The sequence below is a fragment of the Thermosynechococcus sp. FA-CM-4201 genome, assembly GCF_054689355.1.
The window spans coordinates 2327206-2350260 of the sequence record NZ_CP079920.1; the positions used below are offsets into that span (position 1 = coordinate 2327206).

The window sequence follows — 23055 nt, forward strand, 5'->3', positions numbered from 1 at the left end:
TCCCTGATTGTAGCTTAGGCACAGGGAAACAGCCTAAAATTTGGCACGGACAACAAATTCATAATCGCCCCCCGGCTCCAATTGATAATCTTGGGCTTCTAGAAATCGCCCCAAGGGTTCTTTGATCAGGGCACGGCCAAGGGCTGGGGAGATTTGCAGTTTTTTCGCCTTAAATTGCCAGCAAAATTCCCACTGGTACTCGCTGGCGCAGACGTGGCCACGAATGTGACCCTCTTGCCAACTTTGGGCAATGATGCGGACATAGGCAGTGGTTTGGGGTAGGGGATGGGGAGTCACAATGCAATTCGGTCAACGCAATTGGGTGACGATTTGATTATTGATGAGACGCTCTTGGGTGAGCAAGTCATCAACGGTAACCCGCAGTTGGCGATCGCCATCCACTTGAAAGAGCACCCGAATGCGATCGCTCCCCGGATAGCCGGGGGGATCTAGCTTGGCGAGGGTTTTGCCTTGGGGGGTGTCATTGAGGGGCTGCACGGTGCGTTCACCGGCACTGCGGGTAATCAGGCGATCACCATCAAAAAAGATCTCCACCCCCCCTTGCTCGTCCCCCAGTTCGCCAATCACCAGTTCAATACTGGGCTGTCCCTCCGTCGAAGCCCCTAAAATCAATTCCACGGGTTCGCCCATGGGGTAGGGTTGTCCCCGCTGGATAATGGGGTGCCAACCATGACGGTTGAGCTTAGCATCCCAGAAGCGAATGCCGTAGCTGTGGTAGAGAAAATCCTTGAGATCCAGCCCTTGGGTCACGGCTAGAGCACCCATGGCCACCGCTGTAAAGGGCTGTTGGGCGTTGATCTTGGTTGCCGCAAAATACTCAGCAACCCATTTTTGCACCGCTGGAATTTGCGTTGTTCCTCCCACTAAGAGAACGGCATCAATCGTGTCAGGGGTGATCCCTTGGCGACGAGCCTGTTGTAGCACCTGAGTGAGGACATCATCGAGGCGTTGGAAAAATTGCTGTTGGCGAAGAATCTCCTCCAGTTCAGATCGTTCGAGGCGCAGTTCAAGGGTGGTGAAGGTTTCGCTGTCAAAGTACAGTTCTTGGGCGTAGGGCTGCTGCGAGAGTTGAATTTTTAAGCGCTCGGCAAGGCGCAGCAGTAGGCTATTGGCGGTCATCCCCCGCTTCACCCACTCATCGACAATCCAGTGGTCAATATCGGTGCCCCCTAAATTCAAGCCTGCTTTGGCAATCACCCGCGCGGTGCGAGGCCGTTGGTTGTCGCTTGAGGCCCACTGGCGATCGCCCCACTTGAGAATAAATCCTAAGGGACGGCTTTGGCGTTGATCGGTCTTGAGTTCCACAAGGGAGAGATCGAGGGTGCCGCCACCAAAATCAATCACCAAAATCAGCGGGCGATCGGCCACGCCATAGCCCAAAGCCGCAGCCGTGGGTTCATCCAAGAGGCGAATTTGCTCAATGGCAAACCCCTCACACACCTGCAACAGCCAACTGCGATAGGTCTCAAAGCTATCTACTGGTACCGTGAAGATCAACCCCTGTTCGACATCGCCGCCGCTCGTGTGTTTCAGTTCTTTCAACAGCGCTTGCAAAAACCACGTGCCAATGGTTTCAAAGCTCAAAGAACAGCCATCCAGCTCTGGTAAATAGCCCTGTACAGTGGCGCCAATGCCACGCTTAAACCGCGAGAAAAAGCGGCGATCGCCCACGACATCAAAGCCGCGATCGCGCACCTGCTGCCCCACCACCACAAGGGGGACACTGGCATCCTCCACATAGGCCAAGCTAGGAATGAGGGCAGGTACCTCACCAAACCCCACCGAGAGTCCAGAGAGCGTTACCGCTTCCGCTGCTTGGGTGGCATAATTCCAGCGCGCCACCAACGTATTACTGGTTCCAAAATCAATTGCGTAGGTCACTGTTTGAACACACCAACAGCATTCTCTAATCCCTACCTTACCGAGATTTTCTCCCCCTGAGATCCTGAGAGTATGTCACAATAAGAAAGCGATCGCGAAAAGATTTAGGTGATTTTGGGAATGGCGAGCCAAACAGGTGTACTACTTCTCAATTTAGGGGGGCCCGATCGCCCCGAGGATGTGCGCCCCTTTTTGTACAACCTGTTCTCTGATCCCGAAATCATTCGCCTGCCCTTCCGTTGGCTGCAAAAGCCCCTTGCTTGGTTTATCTCCACGAGTCGTGCCCGTCGCTCTCAGGCCAACTATGCCCAAATTGGTGGCGGCTCTCCCCTGCGGCGCATCACCGAACAGCAAGCCCGTGCCCTGAAAGACGCCCTAGGGCGCATTGGCATTGAGGCCAATCTCTACATTGGTATGCGCTACTGGCACCCCTTTACCGAGGAGGCGATCGCCCAAATCAAAGCGGATCAAATTCGCGATCTGGTGATTTTACCCCTTTACCCGCAGTTTTCCATTAGCACCAGTGGCTCTAGTTTTCGCCTCCTAGAGAGCCTGTGGAACCAAGACCCTGAATTACAAAAGATTCGCTATACGCTGATTCCCTCTTGGTACAACCACCCCGGCTATGTGGCTGCGATGGCGGACTTGATTCGCCAAGAACTAGACCAATGTGCTAACCCCGATGAGGCGGTGATTTTCTTTAGCGCCCACGGCGTTCCCAAAAGCTATGTCACCGAAGCGGGCGATCCTTACCAAGAGGAAATCGAAGCCTGCGTGAAACTGATCATGGCCGCGCTGAATCGCCCCAATACCCATGTGTTGGCCTACCAAAGTCGGGTGGGGCCTGTGGAGTGGTTGCAACCCTACACCGAAGATGTCATTCCCGAATTGGCTGCCCAAGGGGTGAAAACCCTTGTCGTTGTGCCCATCAGTTTTATTTCAGAGCACATTGAAACTCTCCAAGAAATTGACATCGAGTACCGCGAGATTGCCGAAGAGGCTGGGATTGAAGTCTTTCGGCGAGTGCCTGCTCTTAACGATCACAGTGGCTTTATTGATGCCCTTGCCCAACTAGTGAAGGATGCCCTAGCAGCACCACCGCGTACCTTTGCTGAGGTGAATAAGTCCCGCAAGCGCGTGAAGCTCTACCCTCAGGAGCGTTGGGAATGGGGCATGACCTCCGCCGCCGAACGCTGGAATGGTCGCTTGGCAATGTTGGGATTTTTAGCCTTGATCATTGAGTTGATTAGTGGACAAGGGCCATTGCATATGCTGGGGTTGCTTTGAAAAAATTGCTGCTCCGTTGCGATAAGAATCTTGAGATCCCCGATAAAATAGGGGGTAACCTCGCTGGCAAAGGGCTACACCTGTGTCTGAATCGCCCAAACCGGAATTTGACAAAGAAAAGTTCCTCTTCCCCACCAGCCGCTACCACGGCACTTTTACACCGCAAAATTTGGCCTTTAATGCCAATTTGCAGGAATTTGCTCAACGGGTGAGCTATATTTGTGGTCTGGAAACGGGCGGTAAGATTAGCTCTGAGGAGGCCTACAATCAAATTAAGGCGCTTTGGAAGCAACTGAAGAAATCACGAGACTTGCTCTTTGCTAATGTTCCTCCTGAGGAGGATACGGATAGTTCAGATAGTGATGAGTCCTGATGGCTCGCTTGGCACCGACAACGCTACTGTTAAGCTTGAGTACCGCTCCCTTTCTGGCGGCTTTGTGCCTAGGGCAGGGATTATGGCAGATGGGATTGTCTTTGAGTGCAAGCAGCACTGAGCTATTACGGAGCGATCGCCTGCCCTTGGTCGAACAGGATGAAACTTGAGTCCTAGGGATAAAAGGCGACCTGCGGTAAGCCCATCGTCTCTGGCCAATCCATCATTAAATTCAAGCACTGCACCGCTTGGGAGGCCTGCCCTTTCATCAGGTTATCAATGGCGGACATAACAATAATGCGTCCAGTGCGCTCATCTACCTCAATGCCAATAAAACAGGCATTTGTGCCCCATGCCCATTTCGTCTGGGGATAGAGGCCGGGGGGCAGGATATTCACCCAAGGGGAATGGCGATAAAAGGCTTGGTAGATGGTGATTAAATCTTCACGCACCAGACCCGGATCCCGCAGCGTGGCATAGACAGTGGCCAAAATCCCCCGCGGCATGGGCACGAGGTGGGGTGTAAACTGCACGAGAACACTTTGACCCGCCAAGTCACTACAGATGGCTTCAATTTCTGGAGTGTGGCGGTGGCGCGCCACATTGTAAGCAGCAAGGGAGTTGTCAGCTTCCGCAAGGAGAAGATTGATTTTGCCCTGACGACCGCCGCCGGAGGTACCAGACTTGGCATCAATAATTGCCGTATTCGGTTCAATCAGACCCTGCTTCATCAGGGGCGCCAGTGCCAGCAAGCTAGCGGTGGGATAACATCCCGGACAACCAATGAGGGCACTTTGGCGAATGCGATCGCGATAGAGTTCTGGCAACCCATAGACCGCCTGTTGAGCCGTAGCCTCATCTTCCCTTGGTTCACCGTACCACTGGGTGTAGGTTTTCAAATCCTGAAAGCGGTAGTCTGCTGATAAATCCAGTACTTTGCAGCCCTGCTCAAGGAGTTGCGGGGCAAGCTTACAGGCAATGCCATTGGGCAGCGAGAGAAACACCACTTGGGCGCGATCGCGAATCACCTCCACGGATACGGGTTCCACCGTGAGATTCACCCGACCCTGCAAATGGGGATACAGCTCTGTGTAGGGGCGACCCGCACTCCCCTCACCGCCAAGGTATGCAATCTCCACTTGGGGATGGTCAAGAAGTAAACGCACCAGTTGGACACCCCCATAGCCAGAGGCCCCCACAATCCCCACCGTCACGCGATCGCCCATAGTTCCTCGATATTGCCGCTGTTGTTGGCCTAACCACTGCGATAGTGCCATTGAATCCCTTGTTTCGCCAAGGGGGCAAACCACGGTGAAGAAGTTAAGAATTATTACAAATCTGGCCTTGCATTTCCTCTCCTAGTCCTTGAACAGTCCTAGGGGGGACAGGCTACAATAACCACGAGGAACCTGTCGGGAATAATGAGTTGATGACATCGCCGATTGACTGGGATTATCTTGCGGCTCTTTCGGGGGGCGATCGCGAGTTTGAATTGGAATTGCTGCAAACCTTTGTCGAGGATGCCCAGCAGCGCCTCCAAGCATTGGCTAACGCTGTCAATCAAGGCAACATTGAGCAAATTAAGCGGGATGCCCACCATCTCAAGGGAGCCAGTGGCAATGTCGGCATTACTGCCATGCAAACCCTAGCCGCGCAACTGGAACAATCCACAACTCCGGAAACGCTGGCCCAAGCGAAAACCCTAGTGGAAGAGCTACAACGCCTGTTTGCCACCGTGGCTAGTGAGGTCTCTGCTTAAGACCCATGTCGATCCTGCCCCCCGATAGTCTGGAGACTGCCCTCAGCCAAGCTCAACAGGCCACCCAAGCTGCCCTCCAAGAGGGTAAAAATCGCCTGCAAATCGAGATCCTGTTGCCCGATCTCAATGCGATGGCCTTTGCGGCTGGCTACCTTCCTCTCTTTGCGGAACTCGGTTCTGATCTCAAAGTCTTTTTTGCCGATGCTGGATCTGCTGCCCTTGCCCGTCGCGAATGGGGTGAAACCGCCTATAGTGTGCGGGGCGTCAATGAATTACTGACACCCATTGCAGCGAGCGATCGCGCCATTGTCATCGTTGCCCCAACCCCTGTAGAAGTCAATGCGATTGAGCAGATGTGTGAAACAGCTGGCGATCGCCCCTTTATCCTTTTGAACCCCAGACTGCAAGATGTGGCCGTCGTTGGCATTGGCTACGCCGGTCGGCGGCTGCGGGAGCGATTTTTGAACACCCTCGAACCCTGCTACTACCTTCGTCCCCTCGCAGAAACCATCATTCTCTGGCGCTGTTATCCGCAACTGTGGCAAATTTGGCAATACGGTGAAACAGCCCCCACGTGTCTTGCAGAATTTGAGCAACGCCCCAGTGGTGAAGACATTGAGCGTGCCCTGACACCCCAAGGGAAACCCCGTGGTCAGGGAGTGTTTAGTCGCTTAGGTGCCTTTTTGCGAGCACTTCAGAACTAGCTAATCCCTAAGGGGTAGCCGGTTCAGTGTTACTTGTTGGCGGGGGTGACACCTCGGGCATTGTGTCTGTCGGTGTTGGTGAGGGCACAGGTGCCGGTGGAGATGGCTCAACGGTGGTGGGGGGGGCGACGGGAGGCTCTGCGCTCTTTGGGGGCTTTGGGGACTTTGGGGGTTTTGGAGATAGGGATGGAGGAGGAGTCGGCGTTGGCTCTGGGGATGCTTCCTCAGGACTCGGGCTAGGGGTGGGAGTTTCCGTCGGCTCTGGGGTGGGCGTTGGTTCCGTAGGGGTGGGTTCCAGCTCTGGGGTGGGCGTTGGTTCCATAGGGGTAGGCGTCACCTCTACAGGTGGCACAACGGTCGGCAAGGTGGGTGGAAATTCCTGTTCCTGAGGACGCGGGGGGCGAGGGGTGACTGTGTCCACGGGTTGGTTGCGCAAAAATAGCCCTAGGCCAATGCCTGCTAAGCTACCAAAGATTGCCGTTCCCAACAGCCATAGCCACGGCGAAAAATTTTGTTGTTTGGGGGGAGCAACAACGGCTGTCCCCTCCGGTTGAGTATTTGCCAAGAAAGTAGATCGGTGCTGCGGCATCACCGCTACAGTTGCTGTGGTTTGACGCGCCACGGGCTGCCCCATGAGCAGTTGCAGCCAAGCCCGCACCGTTTGGGGACGTTCGCGGACATCCAAAGCCATTCCTGCTTCAATGGCGTCAATGGTGCGCTGACTAAGATTGGGCTGAAACTGGCGTAAATCCTCGAGAGGCACGCGATCGCGCAAAACTGAGGCCACAGGGGGGCGTCCTGACAAAAGGGCATAGAGCGTTGCTGCCAAAGCATAGACATCCGTTGCCGGCGTCCATTGGTGGCGGGGTAAATACTGTTCCACCGGCGCATAACCTGCTGACAGCAGTCCCGTATTGGTTTCCGTTACCCCGGCAGTGTATTCACGGGCAATGCCGAAGTCAATCAGCACCACTTGATCTGTGCCATCCCGCAGCATGATGTTATCGGGCTTGACATCGCGGTGCAGCAGCCCATGCTCATGAACTAATTCAAGGGCGCTAGCCACTTGGCGAATATAGTGGAGAGCCGTTTTTTCCGGTAGGGGGCCTTCCTCTTGAATCACTTGGGCCAATGTTCGTCCGGGGATATAGTCCATGACAATGAAGGGACGCCCCCCCTCAATAAAGCAATCACTGACGCGCACAATGTGGGGATGATTAAACTGGGCAAGGCGTTGCGCTTCTTGGATAAACCGCTCCCCCAGATCATGAATCCGCTTCGGGGGTTCCTGCTGCAAGTTCAATGTTTTGAGCACTACCGGCTGATGGAGCAGGGTGTGGGTTGCGCGATAGGTGACACCAAAGCCCCCCTGACTCAAAAGGGCATCGAGGCGATATTTGCCCCCTTGGAGGGTTGTGCCCACACTAAGCAAACTGAGGGAGGACATAGGCACCTTAGGGACGCAATGGAGCAGATGGAGCAGTGGTTGGCAGCGGGGCTGACCGTTGACTGAGAATAACCAAGCGATAGCCCAAATATGCAGGTAAGGTTGCCATCATCATCAAGAGTATCACGGACAACAAAGATTCCCATTCAAACCGGGACCCATAGTAGCTGCGGTAGGGATCGTAGTTGGCACTGGGCTTAATTTTTTCCCGCAGAGCCATGGGTCGCTTAAAGCGCAAGCGGCGATCGTCGAGCTTCTCAAATAAAATCCAACCCCCTTGGGCTTCCTCTTGGCAGACTTTGCGCAGGACATCGGGATCATGAAATTGGTTGCGGCGCGATCGCAGGATTTTGAACTCCCAACCTCCCAGCTTGGGGGATACTTGAGGCTGTTCTTCTTTGGAGGGGTAGGTCGTCAACTGTTCCTCTTCTTCATCGCGTTGTTGGCTGAGTTGCTCCTGCCAGCCCCACCACTGATAGTAAAGCAGTGCTGAGACACCGAGGCTACCGCTCATCAGGGATAATAACAGCACTTCAGCCATGGGGAATAGGAGCAAGCGCCTGTTGGGCGATCGTACTCGAAAAGTTGACCCTCCTCAGGATAGATCACCTCCTTCCCCTCGACGGACAAAGTGGCAAATCCCTCGTTCTGAGGCACTAATAAAATCGCAAAACTCTTGAATGAGGGGATGGATAAACTGTTCCCGCAGGTGTTGAACGGCTTGGGAGGTCGTCAATTGGGAGCGGTAGAGAATATCCAAGGCCTTTTTGAGGAGCTGTCGGTCTTGGGCCGAAAAGCCCGCTCGCCGCAAACCCACCACATTTAAGCCCATGATCGTATTGGTACTCAGGCTCCGGGTCATACAAAAGGGGGGCACATCTTTTTGAATTGCAGTGCCGCCGGAGAGCATGGCCAAGCGACCAATACGGGTAAATTGATGCACAAGGCAGTTACCGCTGATAAAGGCGCGATCGCCCACATGGGCATACCCCGCAATCAAGGCATTATTGGCGATCGTCACATGGTTTCCCACATAAACATTGTGACCTAAATGACTGTGAGCCATCAGCAGACAATCATGCCCGACATGGGTGACGGTTTCTGGTTGGGTTCCCCGATGAATGGTCACGCCCTCGCGCAACGTACAGCGATCGCCAATGTGGACATAGCTAATCCCCCCTTGATAAGCCACATCTTGGGGCAGATCGCCAATCACCGCCCCACTATGTACTTTGCAATTCTCGCCAAGGCGGGTATATCCCAACAGGGTGACATGAGGAGCCAACTGCGTACCGCGTCCAATCTCCACCGTGGCCGCCACATAGCAAAAAGGACCAATTTCCACCTCTTCTCCAATGTGGGCACCCGCCTCAATCACTGCCGTGGGATGAACCGCCATGACATTCCTGCACGATGGGCTAAAGATTCTTAACATAAAAGAGATTAAGCGATTTTGATCCCCGATGACGAACGACCTGCGCCAATATCTCCAGCTTTTAGAACAGCGGCAACAACTGCGACGCATCACCGTACCTGTTGATCCCGATCTGGAGATGGCGGAAATCTGTAACCGCCTGTTGGCTGCCGGCGGACCCGCGCTACTGTTTGAAAAGGTCATTGGCTCCCCCTATCCCGTGGCGATTAACCTCTTGGGCACCGTCGAGCGGGTGTGCTGGGCTATGAACATGAACCACCCCCTAGAACTAGAGACCCTCGGTGAAAAGTTGGCTAAGCTACAACAACCGAAGCCACCCAAAACCCTGAGTCAAGCCCTTGATTTCGGCAAAATTCTCTTTGATGTCGTCCGTGCCAAACCGAGCCGCGATTTATTGCCCCCCTGTCAGCAGGTGGTGATCAAAACTCCCGATTTGGATCTACGGCAACTGCCCCTGATTCGCCCCTACCCCAAGGATGCGGGCAAAATTATTACCCTTGGTCTCGTCATTACCAAAGACTGTGAGACGGGCATTCCCAATGTGGGCGTTTACCGCTTGCAACTGCAATCCCCAACCACCATGACCGTGCATTGGCTCTCAGTGCGGGGAGGGGCACGTCATCTGCGTAAAGCTGCTGCCCGCGGCAAAAAGTTAGAAGTGGCTGTGGCCTTGGGGGTGCATCCTTTGATCATCATGGCAGCGGCAACGCCAATTCCCGTGGATTTATCCGAATGGCTTTTTGCGGGTCTCTATGGTGGGGGCGGCATTCATTTGGCCAAGTGCAAAACCCTTGATCTCGAGGTGCCTGCCCACTCGGAATTTGTCCTTGAGGGCACCATTACCCCCGGTGAAGTTTTGCCTGATGGCCCCTGTGGCGATCACATGGGCTACTACGGTGGTGTGGAAGATTCACCCGTCATTCATTTCCACTGCCTGACCCATCGTCGCAATCCTATTTACCTCACCACCTTTAGTGGCCGCCCGCCCAAGGAAGAGGCCATGATTGCCCTTGCCCTCAACCGCATTTACACACCCATTTTGCGGCAGCAGGTACCGGAGATTGTGGATTTCTTTTTGCCCATGGAAGCCCTCAGTTATAAAGCGGCAATTATTTCCATTGACAAAGCCTATCCCGGCCAAGCACGCCGCGCTGCCCTCGCCTTTTGGAGTGCCCTACCCCAATTTACCTACACCAAGTTTGTGATTGTCGTGGACAAAGAGATCAATATTCGTGATCCGCGTCAGGTGGTGTGGGCGATCAGCTCCAAGGTGGATCCCAGCCGTGATGTTTTTATTTTGGCAGATACCCCCTTTGACTCCCTTGACTTTGCCAGCGAAAAAATTGGCCTTGGGGGACGCATGGGCATTGATGCCACCACGAAAATTCCCCCAGAAACAGACCATCCTTGGGGCGATCCCCTCACATCGGATCCTGAGGTAGCACGGCGAGTCACAGAACGCTGGCAGGAATATGGCCTTGGCGATATTGACTTAACAGCCGTAGATGCGACGCGGTTTGGCTATGAGCTAGACCCAGCCTTTCGTTGGCGATAATCGAAGAAACAACAGTTCATAAAACTATGACAAATAGAGATGCGATGCGTTGGCAACAGCGGTTGCAGAACTTTGGCCGCGCCCTAATCCGCCTAGAAACCGCCTGTGCTCAGGAGGAGTATTCTGAACTAGAGCGAGCCGGTCTGGTGCAAATGTTTGAGTTCACTCTTGAACTAGCGTGGAAAACCTTGAAAGACCTTCTTTTTTATGAGGGGCTGGATGTAAAAACTCCCAGAGAAGCTATTCGCAAGGCCTTTGAGACGGGCTATCTCACGGAAGAAGACACGGAGACACTGCTAGATGCCTTGGCAAAGCGAAATCTATTGAGCCATACCTACGAAGAGCAAACGGCAAAAGAGGCGGAACGACTGATCAAACACAGGTTTACCCCTGTTTTTCGGAAACTCTACAACTGCTTGCAGGAAAAATATCAACAATGACGGACGGACTCACGCCAGAAAAACGCAAAGCCATCATTGACACACTAACGGCCAATCCCAAGGTAGAACGAATCGTCCTCTTTGGCTCACGGGCGATCGGTACCTTCAGAACAACTTCGGACATTGATATTGCCCTCTTTGGCGAGAACCTCACCCTTAGTGATCAAGCTGCCCTTGCCGAGGCGATCGCCGAACTGCCCATTGCCCAACGGGTGGATCTCCTCGTTTATCACAGCATTGAGAATGCAGCCCTGCGGGAAGAGATCAACCAGCATGGGGTGGAATGGTTTGCCCGCAACAAGTTGATGACTGTTTAGGGGACTGGCCGCGATAGGCTAAAAGATAGGCGAACAATCTGCCGCTATTGTCTGGATACTTGGGATGGGTCGCACCTACCGCACAATTGGCATTAACCTCAAGGCCATGCCCCTAGGGGAAAGCGATCGCCTGCTCAGTGTCTTTAGTCGCGATCGCGGACTCTTGAAGTTAGTCGCCCCCCATAGCCGTGGCTCCCGCTCGAAACTGGGCGGACGGGTGGATTTGTTTGTTGTCAATGACCTCTTTATTAGTCCTGGGCGCAATCTAGATCGCATTCTGCAAGCAGAAACAGTCGCTACATACCAAGGCCTGAATAGCCACTTGACCACCCTTACCGCTGCCCAATATCTCGGTGAGGTGGTGCTCTACCAAGTCCATCCGCAGCAACCCCAGCCGGATCTCTTTGATTGGCTCTGTGCCACCTTAGACCAGCTTCAGGGGGGTTCGAATCGCGCTGCCCTAGCCCTATTGGTGCGTGGCCTCTGTGGCATCCTGCGATTGGCGGGTATTGCCCCAGAATGGTACCAATGCCATGAAAGTGGCTGTGAAATTGCCGTCCCTGCAGCGGATACCGACTGGCGATTGGGCTTTAGTTTTGCCAGTGGTGGTGTTTTTACCCTCAAGGCAGAGCACACAGTAGGGAACGATTCGGGTATTTCTGGCGATCGCCAACTGACAGCCAGTGAAGTCCGTCTGGGGCAATGGCTTGCAATGCCCACCACTCAATCCTTAGCACGGGATGAATTCCTCACCCAAGCCGAGGCCTATCCCCTCAGTGTTTGGCTCTCCCTTGAACGGGTGTTGCGCCAGTACCTGCAATTTCATCTTGAGCAAACGTTGCGGGTGCCCCCCCTCCTTGATAGTTGTTTTTCACCTGTTGCGGTGTCCCAGCCATGACCATTGAGCAGCAAGACATTCGCTTGGATCTCTCCCTACCACCAGTGCCTCCCCTCTGGCAAAACCGCAATTTTATTGCTCTTTGGTTGGCGCAGGTCTGCTCGCAGTTGGCTGACAAAATTTACCTTGTATTTGTGATTGCCCTCACTACGGAGTTTTTCCAAGCGGCAAACCAAAGTATTAGTGGCTGGGTGTCGGCCATCATGGTGGCCTTTACGATTCCGGCCATCCTCCTCGGATCGGTGGCGGGGGTGCTGGTGGATCGGTGGTCAAAAAAACAGGTGCTCATTGTTACCAATCTTTACCGTGCCCTCCTTGTCCTAGGGATTCCGATCACCATTCTCCTTGGCGCCGGGCAATGGTTTGGGTTTATGGCGCTGTTGCTGATCACGTTTACGATTTCCTGTTTAACTCAGTTTTTTGCCCCCGCAGAACAGGCAGCCATTCCTCTGCTAGTGGATAAGTCCCATCTGATGTCCGCCAACTCCCTCTATACCCTGACGATGATGGCTGCTCTCGTGGTAGGTTTCGCTGCGGGTGAGCCGCTTTTGAATCTCGCGAGCCACTGGCACTCGCAGTGGGGTGGGGCTGTCTTTGTCAGTGCCTGCTATGGGGGGGCAGCACTCCTACTCATGCTGCTGCGGCCACCGGATCAGTGCCATCTGCCGCCAAGTCGCTATCGCCAAGTGTGGCAAGAACTCCGCCAAGGACTTCAGCTCTTGCAGGAATATACAGCCCTGCGTTTTGCCCTGCTGCAACTCATCCTGCTCTTTGCCATCGTGGCAGCCATGTCCGTTTTGGTGGTGCGCCTTGCGGAAGTCTTACCCAGTCTTGATACGGATCAATTTGGGTTTCTCTTGGCGGCTGCGGCCGGTGGACTCGGGCTAGGGGCACTGCTTTTGAATACAGTGGGCAAGCGCTTTGCCTACGGCTGGTCGGGTTTAGTTGGCTGTTGGGGCATGGGAGGCATGTTTCTTGGCCTCTCCTTGAGTCTCGATTCTTTGGCTTGGAGCATGGGCTACATCATTGGTTTGGGCTTCTTTGCCGCCTTTGTGGCGATTCCCATGCAAACCTTAATTCAACTCATGACACCCGCCGAACAGCGGGGGACGATTTTTGGGCTGCAAAATAACCTCGTGAATATTGCCCTCAGTGTGCCCTTGGCGGTGGCGGGTTTAGCGGAGACGTGGTGGGGGCTGCAACCTGTACTCATTGGCTTGGGGGGGGCGATCGCCCTTGGGGGGACGCTGATGACCCTCAGCCATCGCAACGGCATGGTGACCGGCGGCCTGCTCTAAAAGTTCCATAAAAAATCTTAAATCCTTTCATCTTGACGTTTTTTGCGCTACGCTGTAGAGTCAATTGACGCTTTTGCTGGCGTAACTTACCATGTCACCTGCCTCCCCCTCATCCTCTATGACCTCCTCTAGCCCTGTGATCGCCCTCAAGGAAATGGTGTCGCGGTTACAGCGGGAAAACAGTAAAATTCAGGAGCTATTGGCCTCCCTGAGCTTTGCGCTGCGGAGTTTCAACAACCTGAATCAATTTTTTGAACTGATCCCGCTGATTACTTGTCGGGTGACGGAGGCGGAGGCAGCGGCTCTCGTTTTATTTCGCGCTGATGGTCAGGCTCGTCTTGAACAACTCCATTGTCACGCCAGCGATCAGTGTCCCAATATTCGCGCCGCCCTAGAAACGGCCACCCGCACCCTTGCCAATAGCGTTGGTATGGCGGCAATTGATACGGGGAGCGATCGCGAGATCAGCCGTCCTCGGCTTGAGCAACTTTTGGATCAGCAACTGCGAGAACGTCTCCCCCAAGGCATTCAGTTCTACGGCACGGCGATTCTCGTCAAGGATTCGGGACTGACGGAGCGGGGGCGGCTCTACGTTTTTAGTCAGCAACCCGAGTACGAGTGGAATGAAACGCGGCAGCAACTGTTGCAGGTGATCGCAGATCAAACAGCCGTGGCCATTGCCAATGATGAACTGGCCTTAAAGTTGCGCGATCGCCAGCGTTTGGATCGGGAACTGGAAATTGGTGCAGAAATTCAACGGCGACTCTTGCCCCACCGCTGTCCCAAAATCCATGGCCTCGAGCTAGCCGCCGAGTGTCGCACCGCCAGTTGGGTTGGGGGGGACTACTATGACTTTATTCCCATTACCTATGGCCTTGGCGATCAACAAGACATTGAACAGGGTCGTTGGGGCATTGCCATTGGCGATGTCATGGGTAAAGGGGTGCCCGCAGGACTGATCATGACCATGACCCGAGGCATGCTGCGGGCAGAAGCACTCAATGGTCACCGTCCTAGCCGCATTTTGCAGCACCTTAACCGGGCGATGCAGCCAGATTTAGAAAGCTCCCACCGCTTTGTCACCCTCTTTTACTCTGAGTACAACCCGCAAACGCGGCTCCTGGCCTACAGTAATGCGGCTCACCTTCCCCCCCTGCTATGGCGGGCTGAAACCGGGATTATCCATCGGCTGGACACCTACGGTATGCTCATTGGTCTGGATACCCGCAGCCAATATCAAGAGGCCGAAGTGCGCCTCCAACCAGGGGACACCGTGATTTACTACACCGATGGCATTACAGAAGCGGATAATCCCAAGGGCAAACGCTTTGAGGAAGAACGCCTAGCAACGGTTGTCAAGGAAGGCTGCGCCAAAGGTTTAGGGGCACAGGCACTATTGGATTATATTTTTGATGCCGTTGATGCCTTTACCAATGCCAATGGCCGGCGCAGCGATGATATGACGTTGGTGATTCTGCGCGTCATTGACCAATAAAGGATAGAGACGCCTCCTTTGACTACCCTTGCTCCCCACCAGCCATCCCAAAGATCATGACAATGGGATCAATAGAAGCAGCTAAGATAGCGACAGGGGTGTGTGAGGTGGGGATGCGCTACTTTGTTGAAGTCAGCTTCCGCTGCGATGATGAGGCGATTTGGGATACCCTCACCCGTCATTTGGGCTTTATTGAGGTAAAAACGCTGAACCAAGCAATGACTCTGCACCATTTTTTTGAAATCCATCCCCTTGTTGCTGGTGTAGAAACCTTTGTCCAATCCAGCGAAAGCCAGCCCTACCTCCTGATGACCACCTATCCAGAGCGCATCAGTAAGGCCAATGTTCAACGCAGTCGTCTTCAAGAGGCCATTGCCATCCTTGGAGAAAATAGTCCAGGACTCGCAGAGTGGCTCTTTATGGAGACCACGGGGGATGAGTATTAGGTGCTCTACCCCACAATAGAGAAAACTATAATATAAAGTCCCCTTGGAGCACACCACAGGAAGCTGTGACGTTGCCATGTCCGACGATCGCCCGCTGCCCCATTCTGAGACTGAGTCCCCTGCCCTGCGCTTAGGACGCAACCCCGGTCTACAGGTGCGCCACGATGAGGTGGAGCGATCGCTCTTGACGCCGATGCTTCAGCACTATGCTGAAATTAAGGATGCCTACCCCCAAGCCCTCCTCCTCTATCGGGTGGGGGATTTCTACGAAACCTTTTTTCAGGATGCCTGTATCGTCGCCCGCGAACTAGAACTAGTGCTCACCGGCAAAGAGGGGGGCAAAGAAGTGGGTCGAGTGGCCATGGCCGGCATTCCCCACCACGCCCTTGAACGCTACTGCCGCACACTCATTGAAAAGGGCTATGCCATTGCCATCTGTGACCAAGTGGAAGACCCCGCCCAAGCCCAAGGATTAGTAAAGCGGGAAGTGACTCAAGTCTTTACACCGGGAACGGTCTTAGATACGGAGCTGCTCCAACCCCGCCGCAATAATTTTTTAGCCGCCGTTCTGCTGTCTGGGCACCATTGGGGGTTGGCCTATGCCGATGTCTCGACGGGGGAGTTTTGTACCACCCAAGGGAGCGATCGCGCCGATTTAGTGGCCGAACTCAACCGCTTGCAACCGGCAGAAATTCTTCTCCCCAGTGAAGCGCCGGACATTAACCGCGTTCTGCGCCCCGGCGAAGCCAAGGATCAGTTACCTGCGGAATTGCCGCCGCAATGGTGCTACACCCTGCGATCGCCCCAAGATTTTCAGGCAGCGGAAGCTCGCCAACGCCTGTGTCAACGCTTTCAGGTCAAGTCCCTCGAAGGCTTTGGCTGTGAGCATCTGCCCCTTGCCATGCGGGCGGCCGGTGGCCTCTTGGCCTATTTGGATGAAACCCATCGCCAACAACCAGTGCCCCTGCAAAACCTCAGCACCTACTCCCTCGCCCAGTATCTCTTCCTTGACCCACAAACCCGCCGCAATCTGGAACTGACCCAAACCGTCCGCGATGGCAGCTTCCAAGGCTCGCTGCTGTGGGCGATCGATCGCACAACGACGGCAATGGGGGGGCGTCTATTACGCCGCTGGCTTCTGCAACCCCTCCTTGATATTGAGCAGATCACGGCGCGCCAAGAGGCCATTGCTGAATTGATGGCCAACAGTAGCCTACGTCAGAGTCTGCACCGTCACCTTCAGGAAATTTATGACCTCGAACGCCTAGCGGGTCGAGCCGGTTCTGGGACGGCCAATGCCCGTGATTTAGCGGCACTGCGGGACTCCTTTCGCACATTAGTTTCCCTTGCTGCGGTGGTGACGGCAACCCAATCGCCCTATCTCCAAGCCCTTGCCCACCTGCCACCGGTGATTGAGCAGTTGGCGGATACCCTCAGCGCAGCCCTTGTGGATCAGCCCCCCATTAGTCTCACCGAAGGCGGTCTCCTGCGATCGGGCGCCTACCCCGAACTGGATCAGCAACGCCAGCAAATTGAGCAAGATCAGCAGTGGATTCTTAATTTAGAAGCCCAAGAACGGGAACGCACGGGCATTACCACCCTCAAAGTGGGCTATACCAAAGTCTTTGGCTACTATTTGAGTGTCTCCCGCGCCAAGCTGAACCAAGTCCCCGATGACTATATCCGCAAACAAACCCTAACAAATGAGGAACGCTTTATTACGGCTGAACTCAAGGAACGGGAAGCACGGCTATTGGCGGCTCAAAGCCATCTTTTTGAACTGGAGTACCAGTATTTTGTGCAGTTGCGGGAGCAGGTGGCCGCTCAGGCCTCAACGATTCGTGAGATTGCGGCAGCGGTGGCAGCGGTAGATGCCCTTTTGGGGTTAGCAGAGGTGGCGCTGTATCAGGGCTATTGCCGACCGCACATGACCCGCGATCGCCAGCTTCAGATTCGCGGCGGGCGCCATCCAGTGGTCGAGCAGATGCTACCAGCGGGGTTTTTTGTTCCCAACGATACGGAACTCGGTACCAGCGCGGATCTGATGGTGCTGACAGGGCCTAATGCCAGTGGCAAAAGTTGTTATCTACGGCAGGTGGGTTTGATTCAACTGCTGGCGCAAATGGGCAGTTATGTGCCCGCCACCAGTGCCACCTTGGGAGTCTGCGATCGCATTTTTACTCGGGTGGGTGCCGTTGACGATCTGGCCACGGGTCAATCTACCTTTATGGTGGAGATGAATGAAACGGCGAATATCCTCAACCATGCGGGCGATCGCTCCCTTGTCCTCCTCGATGAAATTGGGCGCGGCACGGCCACCTTTGATGGGCTGGCGATCGCTTGGTCAGTTGCAGAATATCTTGCCACCACACTCAAATCCCGCACAATTTTTGCCACCCATTACCACGAACTCAATCAACTGGCAACGCTACTGCCCAACGTGGCCAACTACCAAGTGGTGGTCAAAGAACTCCCCGACGAGATTATTTTTCTACACCAAGTCAAGCCCGGCGGTGCCGATCGCTCCTACGGCATTGAAGCCGGTCGCCTTGCGGGTCTTCCTCCTGTAGTGATTCAGCGTGCCCGTGAAGTCATGCGCCAAATTGAAAAGCACAGCAAAATTGCCGTGGGGCTACGCAAAAGTCAAATGAATGGCACCCCGAAAATGAAAACAGAAACTCCCGAAATTGATCAGGGAGAATTACCTCTTTAACTTGATTTTTCATTCAGTTTCTATTTATTCTAATTCCCCACAAAGAACACAATTTGTTTCATATTTTCTTGCATCAATTTGATCTAGTTCTCCACCTGACTAAAAATGTCTATTTAGCTTGCAAAGCTCTCAAATAAGTCAAGCGTGTAGCTAATTGCGTAAAGTTCAACATAAGGATCAATTTCTTTGGCACTACAGATAGAACAAAACGAAACATAAGCGTTGTTTTCACTTATATTTTCAAACATTTTATTATATACAGCAGGAGGAAGCCACCCTTTTTCAATGCCAAGCTTAGAACGTTGAAACAATAAATAAAGCAATTCACTTATTTCATTCTCAGTATGATTAAGTTCAGTTTGCATGTCTAAAGGTTGTTTATATTCCTGAATTTGCTTATCAAGCTCTACCATGTTATTGTATTGCTCAGATTGAGAAGAAGTTTCTATTAATTCATTTCTTGCTGCCGTCGCTAATTGCAAAAAACCAAAACTTGCATTAGGGTCATTTTTCAAAATCGAAAATGACTTACCAATTCTCGCAGCAGTTTGCGTTGAAGGATAATCTTCACCAGAAAGATACCTAACCAATAAATCATAGGATACACCAGCTTTTTTGCTTATGGTATAAATACCTTCTTCAAAATTGTCAAATTCTGCAAGAAATAGGTTAGCAAGTGTTTCAGTAAATTGTTTACGGTAACTTACTGTCATACAGTTGAATCCCTTCTTAAATTTCCAAATAGGATATAACTTTTCACAATTTTATCTTAAATACTCTGCTAGTCTACTGACTAGCCTTTCTAACTTTTTTTAATCTTAACTTACGAGACTTACGCTTCCTCTTATTTTATTTCTTTGAAGAAAAAAATACTTTCAATATAGTCTGTCCCAGAGCGGATTACAACCCTCATTCCTTGTGAGGGGGATTGACATTCTTGAGCCAGCAGCAGTGGACAGAATTCAGGTGCATAGCCAACGGCCAGCAAAAAGCTATCATAGATAAGGAATGTAACGTTTTGTTAACAAGGGGGATTTGTGGTTGTCCTGTTGAAGCTACCCCCATCCGTGCGCCAAACACTACTCAGGCTTGTACTGGCTGGTCTGTTGTTTTGGTCCAGCATTGCCGCAATGTTACCCACATTACCCCTCTACATTGCTGAGAAGGGGGGCACGCCCCATCAGGTGGGGTTTGTCATGGGTGCCTTTGCTGTGGGGCTGATTAGTTCCCGCTCTTGGTTAGGGCCTCTGGCCGATCGCCGGGGACGTAAAATTACACTGCTCATTGGCCTCGCTGTGGCGGCGATCGCTCCCCTGTTTTATATCGTCAGCCACAACCTACCCCTCCTTATTGCGGTGCGCCTTCTCCATGGCGTGAGCATTGCTGGCTTTACCACCGGCTACATGGCACTGGTGACGGATATTGCCCCACCCCAACATCGCGGTGAAATCATTGGCTACACCAGCCTTGTCCATCCCATTGGGGTTGCCCTCGGACCCAGTCTCGGCAGTTGGCTGCAAATGAACTACAGTCATGGCTCAGTCTTCATCGTTGCCAGCAGCTTAGCTGCGCTGGGGTTCATGGCTGCGGCAGGCGTGCGGGCGGTGAATATCCTTCAGGAGTCTGGAGAGCCTCGCCCAGAGAAAACCCTCTTTTGGCGGCTGTTGCTTTCAGAACGGCTGCGGATTCCCAGCTTGGTGATGCTGAGCGTGGGGTTGACCTTTGGCACGATCGCCACCTTTATTCCCCTGTTTATTGCCGCTGAGCGGCTCGACATTTCCGCAGGGCTGTTTTACTCCGTCGCGGCGATCGCCAGCTTTATCGGTCGTGTGGCCACGGGTTCTGCCTCCGATCGCTGGGGCCGGGGCATTTTCATCTCCGCCAGCCTTGCCTGCTACGTCGTCTCGATGGTGCTCCTCGCCCAAGCCCAAACCCCCTTGGATATCCTCTGGGCGGCCATCCTTGAAGGTCTTGCCGGCGGTGTCCTGATTCCCATGGTCGCTGCCCTGATGGCCGATCGCTCCACCACCGATGAGCGGGGACGGGTTCTTAGCCTCAGTTTAGGGGGCTTTGATTTGGGGATGGCCTTGGCAGGGCCACTGCTGGGGGGGCTGATTGAGCCTTTGGGCTATCGCCTGATCTTTCGCATGGCGGCGGTCTTTAGCCTCTTGGGGCTGACCTTCTTTTTAACCGCCAGTAGCAAAAGCCTGCCCGATTCCCTGCGTTTTGCCCTCGGCATGGGGCGCGATCGCTATGCCCTGTAGCCTATTATTCTTTGGTATCGTTAGGGATTCGTTACAATCTGTTGAGATCAGCCACTAGGGAAGAGCGTGTGTCCACACCAGTTTCGGCCAGTTTGACGCCCACCGGCAAATCCTACCGTTGGAATCGCGAGCGTTACTCAAAAACGCGGCGCTTCTTTGATATTTGGTTTTTTGTCTGGCGATTTCTCTTTGGCCGTTGGCTCCTCACCAAATCTTGGAGCTACTGGGGCGGTATGACCGATGCTAAGCGTGCGGCGCGACGCCGTGCCCAAGCCATTTGGATTCGCGAAACCTTCCTTGACCTTGGCCCCACCTTCATCAAACTGGGGCAACTCTTTTCCACCCGTGCCGATCTCTTTCCCAGCGAATACGTCGAAGAACTCAGCAAACTTCAAGACCGCGTCCCTGCCTTTAGTTACGAGCTAGTCGAAAAAATCATCTACGAAGACTTTGGCCGCCACATCCCTGAACTATTTCGCAGTTTTGACCCCATCCCCATGGCCGCCGCTAGTCTGGGCCAAGTCCACAAAGCCCAACTCCTCTCGGGCGAAGAAGTGGTGGTCAAGGTTCAACGCCCCGGCCTGCGGCAGTTGTTTGATATTGATCTAGCGATTCTCAAAGGCATTGCCCAATACTTCCAAAACCACCCCAAATGGGGGCAAGGGCGCGACTGGATGGGCATCTACGATGAGTGTTGCCGCATTCTCTACGAAGAAATTGACTACCTCAATGAGGGACGCAATGCCGACACCTTCCGCCGCAACTTTCGCGATCGCGACTGGGCCTGTGTTCCCCGCGTCTATTGGCGCTACACCTCACGGCGTGTGCTCACCCTTGAGTACCTACCGGGGATTAAAATCAGCCACTATGAAGCCCTCGAAGCGGCCGGCCTAGACCGCAAACGCCTTGCCGAACTGGGTGCCAAGGCCTACCTTTATCAAGTTCTCAACGACGGCTTCTTCCACGCCGACCCCCATCCGGGCAACATTGCCGTCAGCCCCAACGGCCAACTGATTTTCTACGACTTTGGCATGATGGGGCGCATTCAACCCGTCACCCGCGATAAATTGCTGAAAACATTTTTAAGCATTGCCCAACGGGATGCCGAACAGGTGGTACAGTGCCTTGTAGAGCTAGGGGCGTTGGTTCCCACAGGCGATCTAGGGCCGGTACGTCGCTCGATTCAGTATCTCCTCGACAATTTCATGAACCAGTCCTTTGAAGCCCAATCCGTAGCTCAAATTAGCGATGACCTCTATGAAATTGCCTATGACCAACCCTTCCGTTTTCCCGCCACATTTACCTTTGTGATGCGGGCATTTTCCACCCTAGAGGGGGTAGGCAAGGGACTCGACAAAGACTTTAACTTCATGCAAGTTGCCCAACCATTTGCAACCGAACTTATGACCAACGGAAACTTCCCCGATCCCAGTAATGGCAGTCTTTTCTCTGAACTGAGTCGGCAAGCGGCTCAAGTGGGCAGCAGTGCCATTGGCTTGCCCCGTCGCCTTGAAGAGGTGCTCGATAAACTTGAAAATGGTGATCTGCGCTTGCGCGTCCGTTCCAGTGAGAGCGATCGCATTCTGCGGCGCCTGAGTAACATTAACTTAGGGCTAAATTATGTCGTCCTCATTGGCAGTTTTTCCTTAGTGGCGACAATTTTACTCGTGAACCAGTATCTCCTCTTGGCGGGTGTGGCAGCCGCATTAGCGGTATGGTTTGGTATCCTCTATTGGCGACTAATGCTTAAACTCGATAAGTATGAAAAAATGTTCTAACAAGCAGCCCAAAATAGGGGGGTCATGGACGTTGCCGGCTTAACTGATTGTGGTCTGATTCGCAAAAGCAATCAGGATGCTTTTTATATTGACGAAAAGCATCAGCGTTTTTTTATTGTGGCCGATGGCATGGGTGGGCACGCTGGGGGTGAGGAAGCTAGTCGTTTAGCCGTCGAACATATTCAGGCATTCTTGGAAACGCACCTTGAGGACCTTCAGCATGACCCTGTGACCCTACTTCGCCAAGCCTTTCTCGCCGCCAATCACGCCATTGTTGAGCAGCAACGCCAAAATACTGCCCGTGCTGATATGGGGACAACGGCTGTGGTGGTTCTGATTGATGAAAAGGGCGATCGCGCTTGGTGTGCCCATGTGGGCGACTCCCGCATCTACCGCTGGCGCAAGGATCAACTCCAGCAAATTACCAGCGACCACACCTGGATTGCCCAAGCCGTACAACTGGGTAGCTTGACCATTGAGCAGGCACGGCAACATCCGTGGCGCCATGTCCTCTCCCAGTGCCTAGGCCGCGAAGACCTCACCCAAATTGATATTCAACCCATTGATCTCGAGCCGGGCGATCGCCTGCTCCTGTGCAGCGACGGCTTGACTGAAGAACTCACCGACGAGGTGATCAGCATTTACCTCAGTGAACCCAATGTCGAAAAAGCAGCAACTGCCCTTGTCAATGCAGCCAAAACCCACGGCGGCCGCGACAATGTCACCGTCGTTGTCATTGGTGTTTAGAACCTATGCAAACGGAATTGATCCGTCTGACCCTACCCCGAGACAGCCTTTCCCCACCTTTCTATGACGCCATCGAACAAGCCCTGCAAGCCCATGGTCAGCCCCTGCGCTGGGCGATTACTGCCACCACCACTACCGATCTAACGGTTGAAGCCGTTGTTCTCAAAACCCTACCCCGCCCTTGATACAATCCCTCT

At 53.5% G+C, this 23055-nt stretch carries 24 protein-coding genes; 17 read left to right on the forward strand and 7 right to left on the reverse strand.

What is annotated here, in order from left to right; genetic code table 11:
• Positions 1–33 precede the first annotated feature (33 nt).
• Both KV190_RS11335 and KV190_RS11340 read right to left on the reverse strand, forming a co-directional pair.
• Positions 34–297 carry a DUF3146 family protein gene (locus KV190_RS11335; RefSeq protein WP_460193448.1) on the reverse strand — a complete coding sequence of 88 codons (264 nt, stop codon included), beginning with the start codon at positions 295–297 and terminating at the stop codon, positions 34–36.
• A 12-nt stretch (positions 298–309) separates the two neighbouring features.
• Positions 310–1902 (reverse strand): Hsp70 family protein, encoded by a 1593-nt coding sequence (locus tag KV190_RS11340; RefSeq protein WP_460193449.1) that lies wholly within the window; start codon positions 1900–1902, stop codon positions 310–312.
• A gap of 120 nt (positions 1903–2022) precedes the next feature.
• Here KV190_RS11340 and hemH point away from each other — a divergent pair, with 120 nt between their 5' ends.
• From hemH to KV190_RS11355, 3 genes are all read left to right on the forward strand, one after another.
• Positions 2023–3189 (forward strand): ferrochelatase, encoded by a 1167-nt coding sequence (hemH, locus tag KV190_RS11345; RefSeq protein WP_460193451.1) that lies wholly within the window; start codon positions 2023–2025, stop codon positions 3187–3189.
• 82 nt (positions 3190–3271) lie between these two features.
• The gene (locus KV190_RS11350) at positions 3272–3562 is read left to right on the forward strand and encodes a DUF7219 family protein (RefSeq protein WP_460193452.1); all 291 of its coding nucleotides are present in this window, start codon (positions 3272–3274) and stop codon (positions 3560–3562) included.
• A complete protein-coding gene (locus KV190_RS11355; RefSeq protein WP_460193454.1) occupies positions 3562–3732 on the forward strand; it encodes a hypothetical protein in 171 nt (56 codons plus the stop codon). Before KV190_RS11350 ends, KV190_RS11355 begins: the two co-directional genes overlap by 1 nt.
• Positions 3733–3735: 3 nt before the next feature.
• Here the strand turns inward: KV190_RS11355 and argC are convergent, their stop codons facing one another.
• A complete protein-coding gene (gene argC, locus KV190_RS11360) occupies positions 3736–4788 on the reverse strand; it encodes an N-acetyl-gamma-glutamyl-phosphate reductase (RefSeq protein ID WP_460195282.1) in 1053 nt (350 codons plus the stop codon).
• Between the two features lie 203 nt (positions 4789–4991).
• Here argC and KV190_RS11365 point away from each other — a divergent pair, with 203 nt between their 5' ends.
• Both KV190_RS11365 and KV190_RS11370 read left to right on the forward strand, forming a co-directional pair.
• The gene (locus KV190_RS11365) at positions 4992–5321 is read left to right on the forward strand and encodes an Hpt domain-containing protein (RefSeq protein ID WP_460193456.1); all 330 of its coding nucleotides are present in this window, start codon (positions 4992–4994) and stop codon (positions 5319–5321) included.
• 5 nt (positions 5322–5326) lie between these two features.
• Positions 5327–6025 (forward strand): DUF1995 family protein, encoded by a 699-nt coding sequence (locus KV190_RS11370; RefSeq protein ID WP_460193457.1) that lies wholly within the window; start codon positions 5327–5329, stop codon positions 6023–6025.
• 7 nt (positions 6026–6032) lie between these two features.
• Here the strand turns inward: KV190_RS11370 and KV190_RS11375 are convergent, their stop codons facing one another.
• From KV190_RS11375 to lpxA, 3 genes are read right to left on the reverse strand one after another with little or no spacing between them, the layout of a single operon-like run.
• Positions 6033–7472, reverse strand: a complete 1440-nt coding sequence (locus KV190_RS11375; protein ID WP_460193459.1) for a serine/threonine-protein kinase — start codon at positions 7470–7472, stop codon at positions 6033–6035.
• A gap of 7 nt (positions 7473–7479) precedes the next feature.
• The gene (locus tag KV190_RS11380; protein WP_460193460.1) at positions 7480–8013 is read right to left on the reverse strand and encodes a hypothetical protein; all 534 of its coding nucleotides are present in this window, start codon (positions 8011–8013) and stop codon (positions 7480–7482) included.
• A 54-nt stretch (positions 8014–8067) separates the two neighbouring features.
• Positions 8068–8871, reverse strand: a complete 804-nt coding sequence (gene lpxA / locus KV190_RS11385) for an acyl-ACP--UDP-N-acetylglucosamine O-acyltransferase (protein WP_460193463.1) — start codon at positions 8869–8871, stop codon at positions 8068–8070.
• Between the two features lie 64 nt (positions 8872–8935).
• On the opposite strand from lpxA, the gene KV190_RS11390 reads away from it, so the two are divergent.
• From KV190_RS11390 to mutS, 8 genes are all read left to right on the forward strand, one after another.
• Positions 8936–10462: a UbiD family decarboxylase gene (locus KV190_RS11390; RefSeq protein ID WP_460193464.1), complete on the forward strand. Its 1527-nt coding sequence runs from the start codon at positions 8936–8938 to the stop codon at positions 10460–10462.
• Between the two features lie 26 nt (positions 10463–10488).
• The gene (locus KV190_RS11395; RefSeq protein ID WP_460193465.1) at positions 10489–10902 is read left to right on the forward strand and encodes a nucleotidyltransferase substrate binding protein; all 414 of its coding nucleotides are present in this window, start codon (positions 10489–10491) and stop codon (positions 10900–10902) included.
• Positions 10899–11219, forward strand: a complete 321-nt coding sequence (locus KV190_RS11400) for a nucleotidyltransferase family protein (protein WP_460193466.1) — start codon at positions 10899–10901, stop codon at positions 11217–11219. The genes KV190_RS11395 and KV190_RS11400 overlap by 4 nt, the downstream gene beginning before the upstream one ends.
• A 64-nt stretch (positions 11220–11283) precedes the next feature.
• Positions 11284–12117: a DNA repair protein RecO gene (recO, locus tag KV190_RS11405; RefSeq protein WP_460193468.1), complete on the forward strand. Its 834-nt coding sequence runs from the start codon at positions 11284–11286 to the stop codon at positions 12115–12117.
• Positions 12114–13415, forward strand: coding sequence for an MFS transporter (locus tag KV190_RS11410; RefSeq protein ID WP_460193469.1), 1302 nt, complete (start codon positions 12114–12116; stop codon positions 13413–13415). The genes recO and KV190_RS11410 overlap by 4 nt, the downstream gene beginning before the upstream one ends.
• 91 nt (positions 13416–13506) lie before the next feature.
• A complete protein-coding gene (locus tag KV190_RS11415; RefSeq protein WP_460193470.1) occupies positions 13507–14910 on the forward strand; it encodes a PP2C family protein-serine/threonine phosphatase in 1404 nt (467 codons plus the stop codon).
• Positions 14911–15023: 113 nt separating this feature from the next.
• A complete protein-coding gene (locus KV190_RS11420; RefSeq protein ID WP_460193471.1) occupies positions 15024–15356 on the forward strand; it encodes a hypothetical protein in 333 nt (110 codons plus the stop codon).
• Positions 15357–15432: 76 nt separating this feature from the next.
• Entirely contained in the window at positions 15433–18069 is a 2637-nt protein-coding gene (gene mutS, locus KV190_RS11425) for a DNA mismatch repair protein MutS (RefSeq protein ID WP_460193473.1), read from the forward strand.
• A gap of 113 nt (positions 18070–18182) precedes the next feature.
• Here mutS and KV190_RS11430 read toward each other — a convergent pair whose 3' ends face one another.
• Complete coding sequence (locus KV190_RS11430) at positions 18183–18782, reverse strand: hypothetical protein (RefSeq protein ID WP_460193475.1); 600 nt, start codon at positions 18780–18782, stop codon at positions 18183–18185.
• A gap of 324 nt (positions 18783–19106) precedes the next feature.
• On the opposite strand from KV190_RS11430, the gene KV190_RS11435 reads away from it, so the two are divergent.
• From KV190_RS11435 to KV190_RS11450, 4 genes are all read left to right on the forward strand, one after another.
• Positions 19107–20333, forward strand: a complete 1227-nt coding sequence (locus tag KV190_RS11435; protein ID WP_460193476.1) for an MFS transporter — start codon at positions 19107–19109, stop codon at positions 20331–20333.
• Positions 20334–20401: 68 nt separating this feature from the next.
• Positions 20402–22111 (forward strand): ABC1 kinase family protein, encoded by a 1710-nt coding sequence (locus KV190_RS11440; RefSeq protein ID WP_302676140.1) that lies wholly within the window; start codon positions 20402–20404, stop codon positions 22109–22111.
• Between the two features lie 24 nt (positions 22112–22135).
• Positions 22136–22858, forward strand: a complete 723-nt coding sequence (locus tag KV190_RS11445) for a Stp1/IreP family PP2C-type Ser/Thr phosphatase (RefSeq protein WP_460193477.1) — start codon at positions 22136–22138, stop codon at positions 22856–22858.
• A gap of 5 nt (positions 22859–22863) precedes the next feature.
• Positions 22864–23043 (forward strand): hypothetical protein, encoded by a 180-nt coding sequence (locus KV190_RS11450; protein WP_460193478.1) that lies wholly within the window; start codon positions 22864–22866, stop codon positions 23041–23043.
• Positions 23044–23055: the final 12 nt, after the last annotated feature.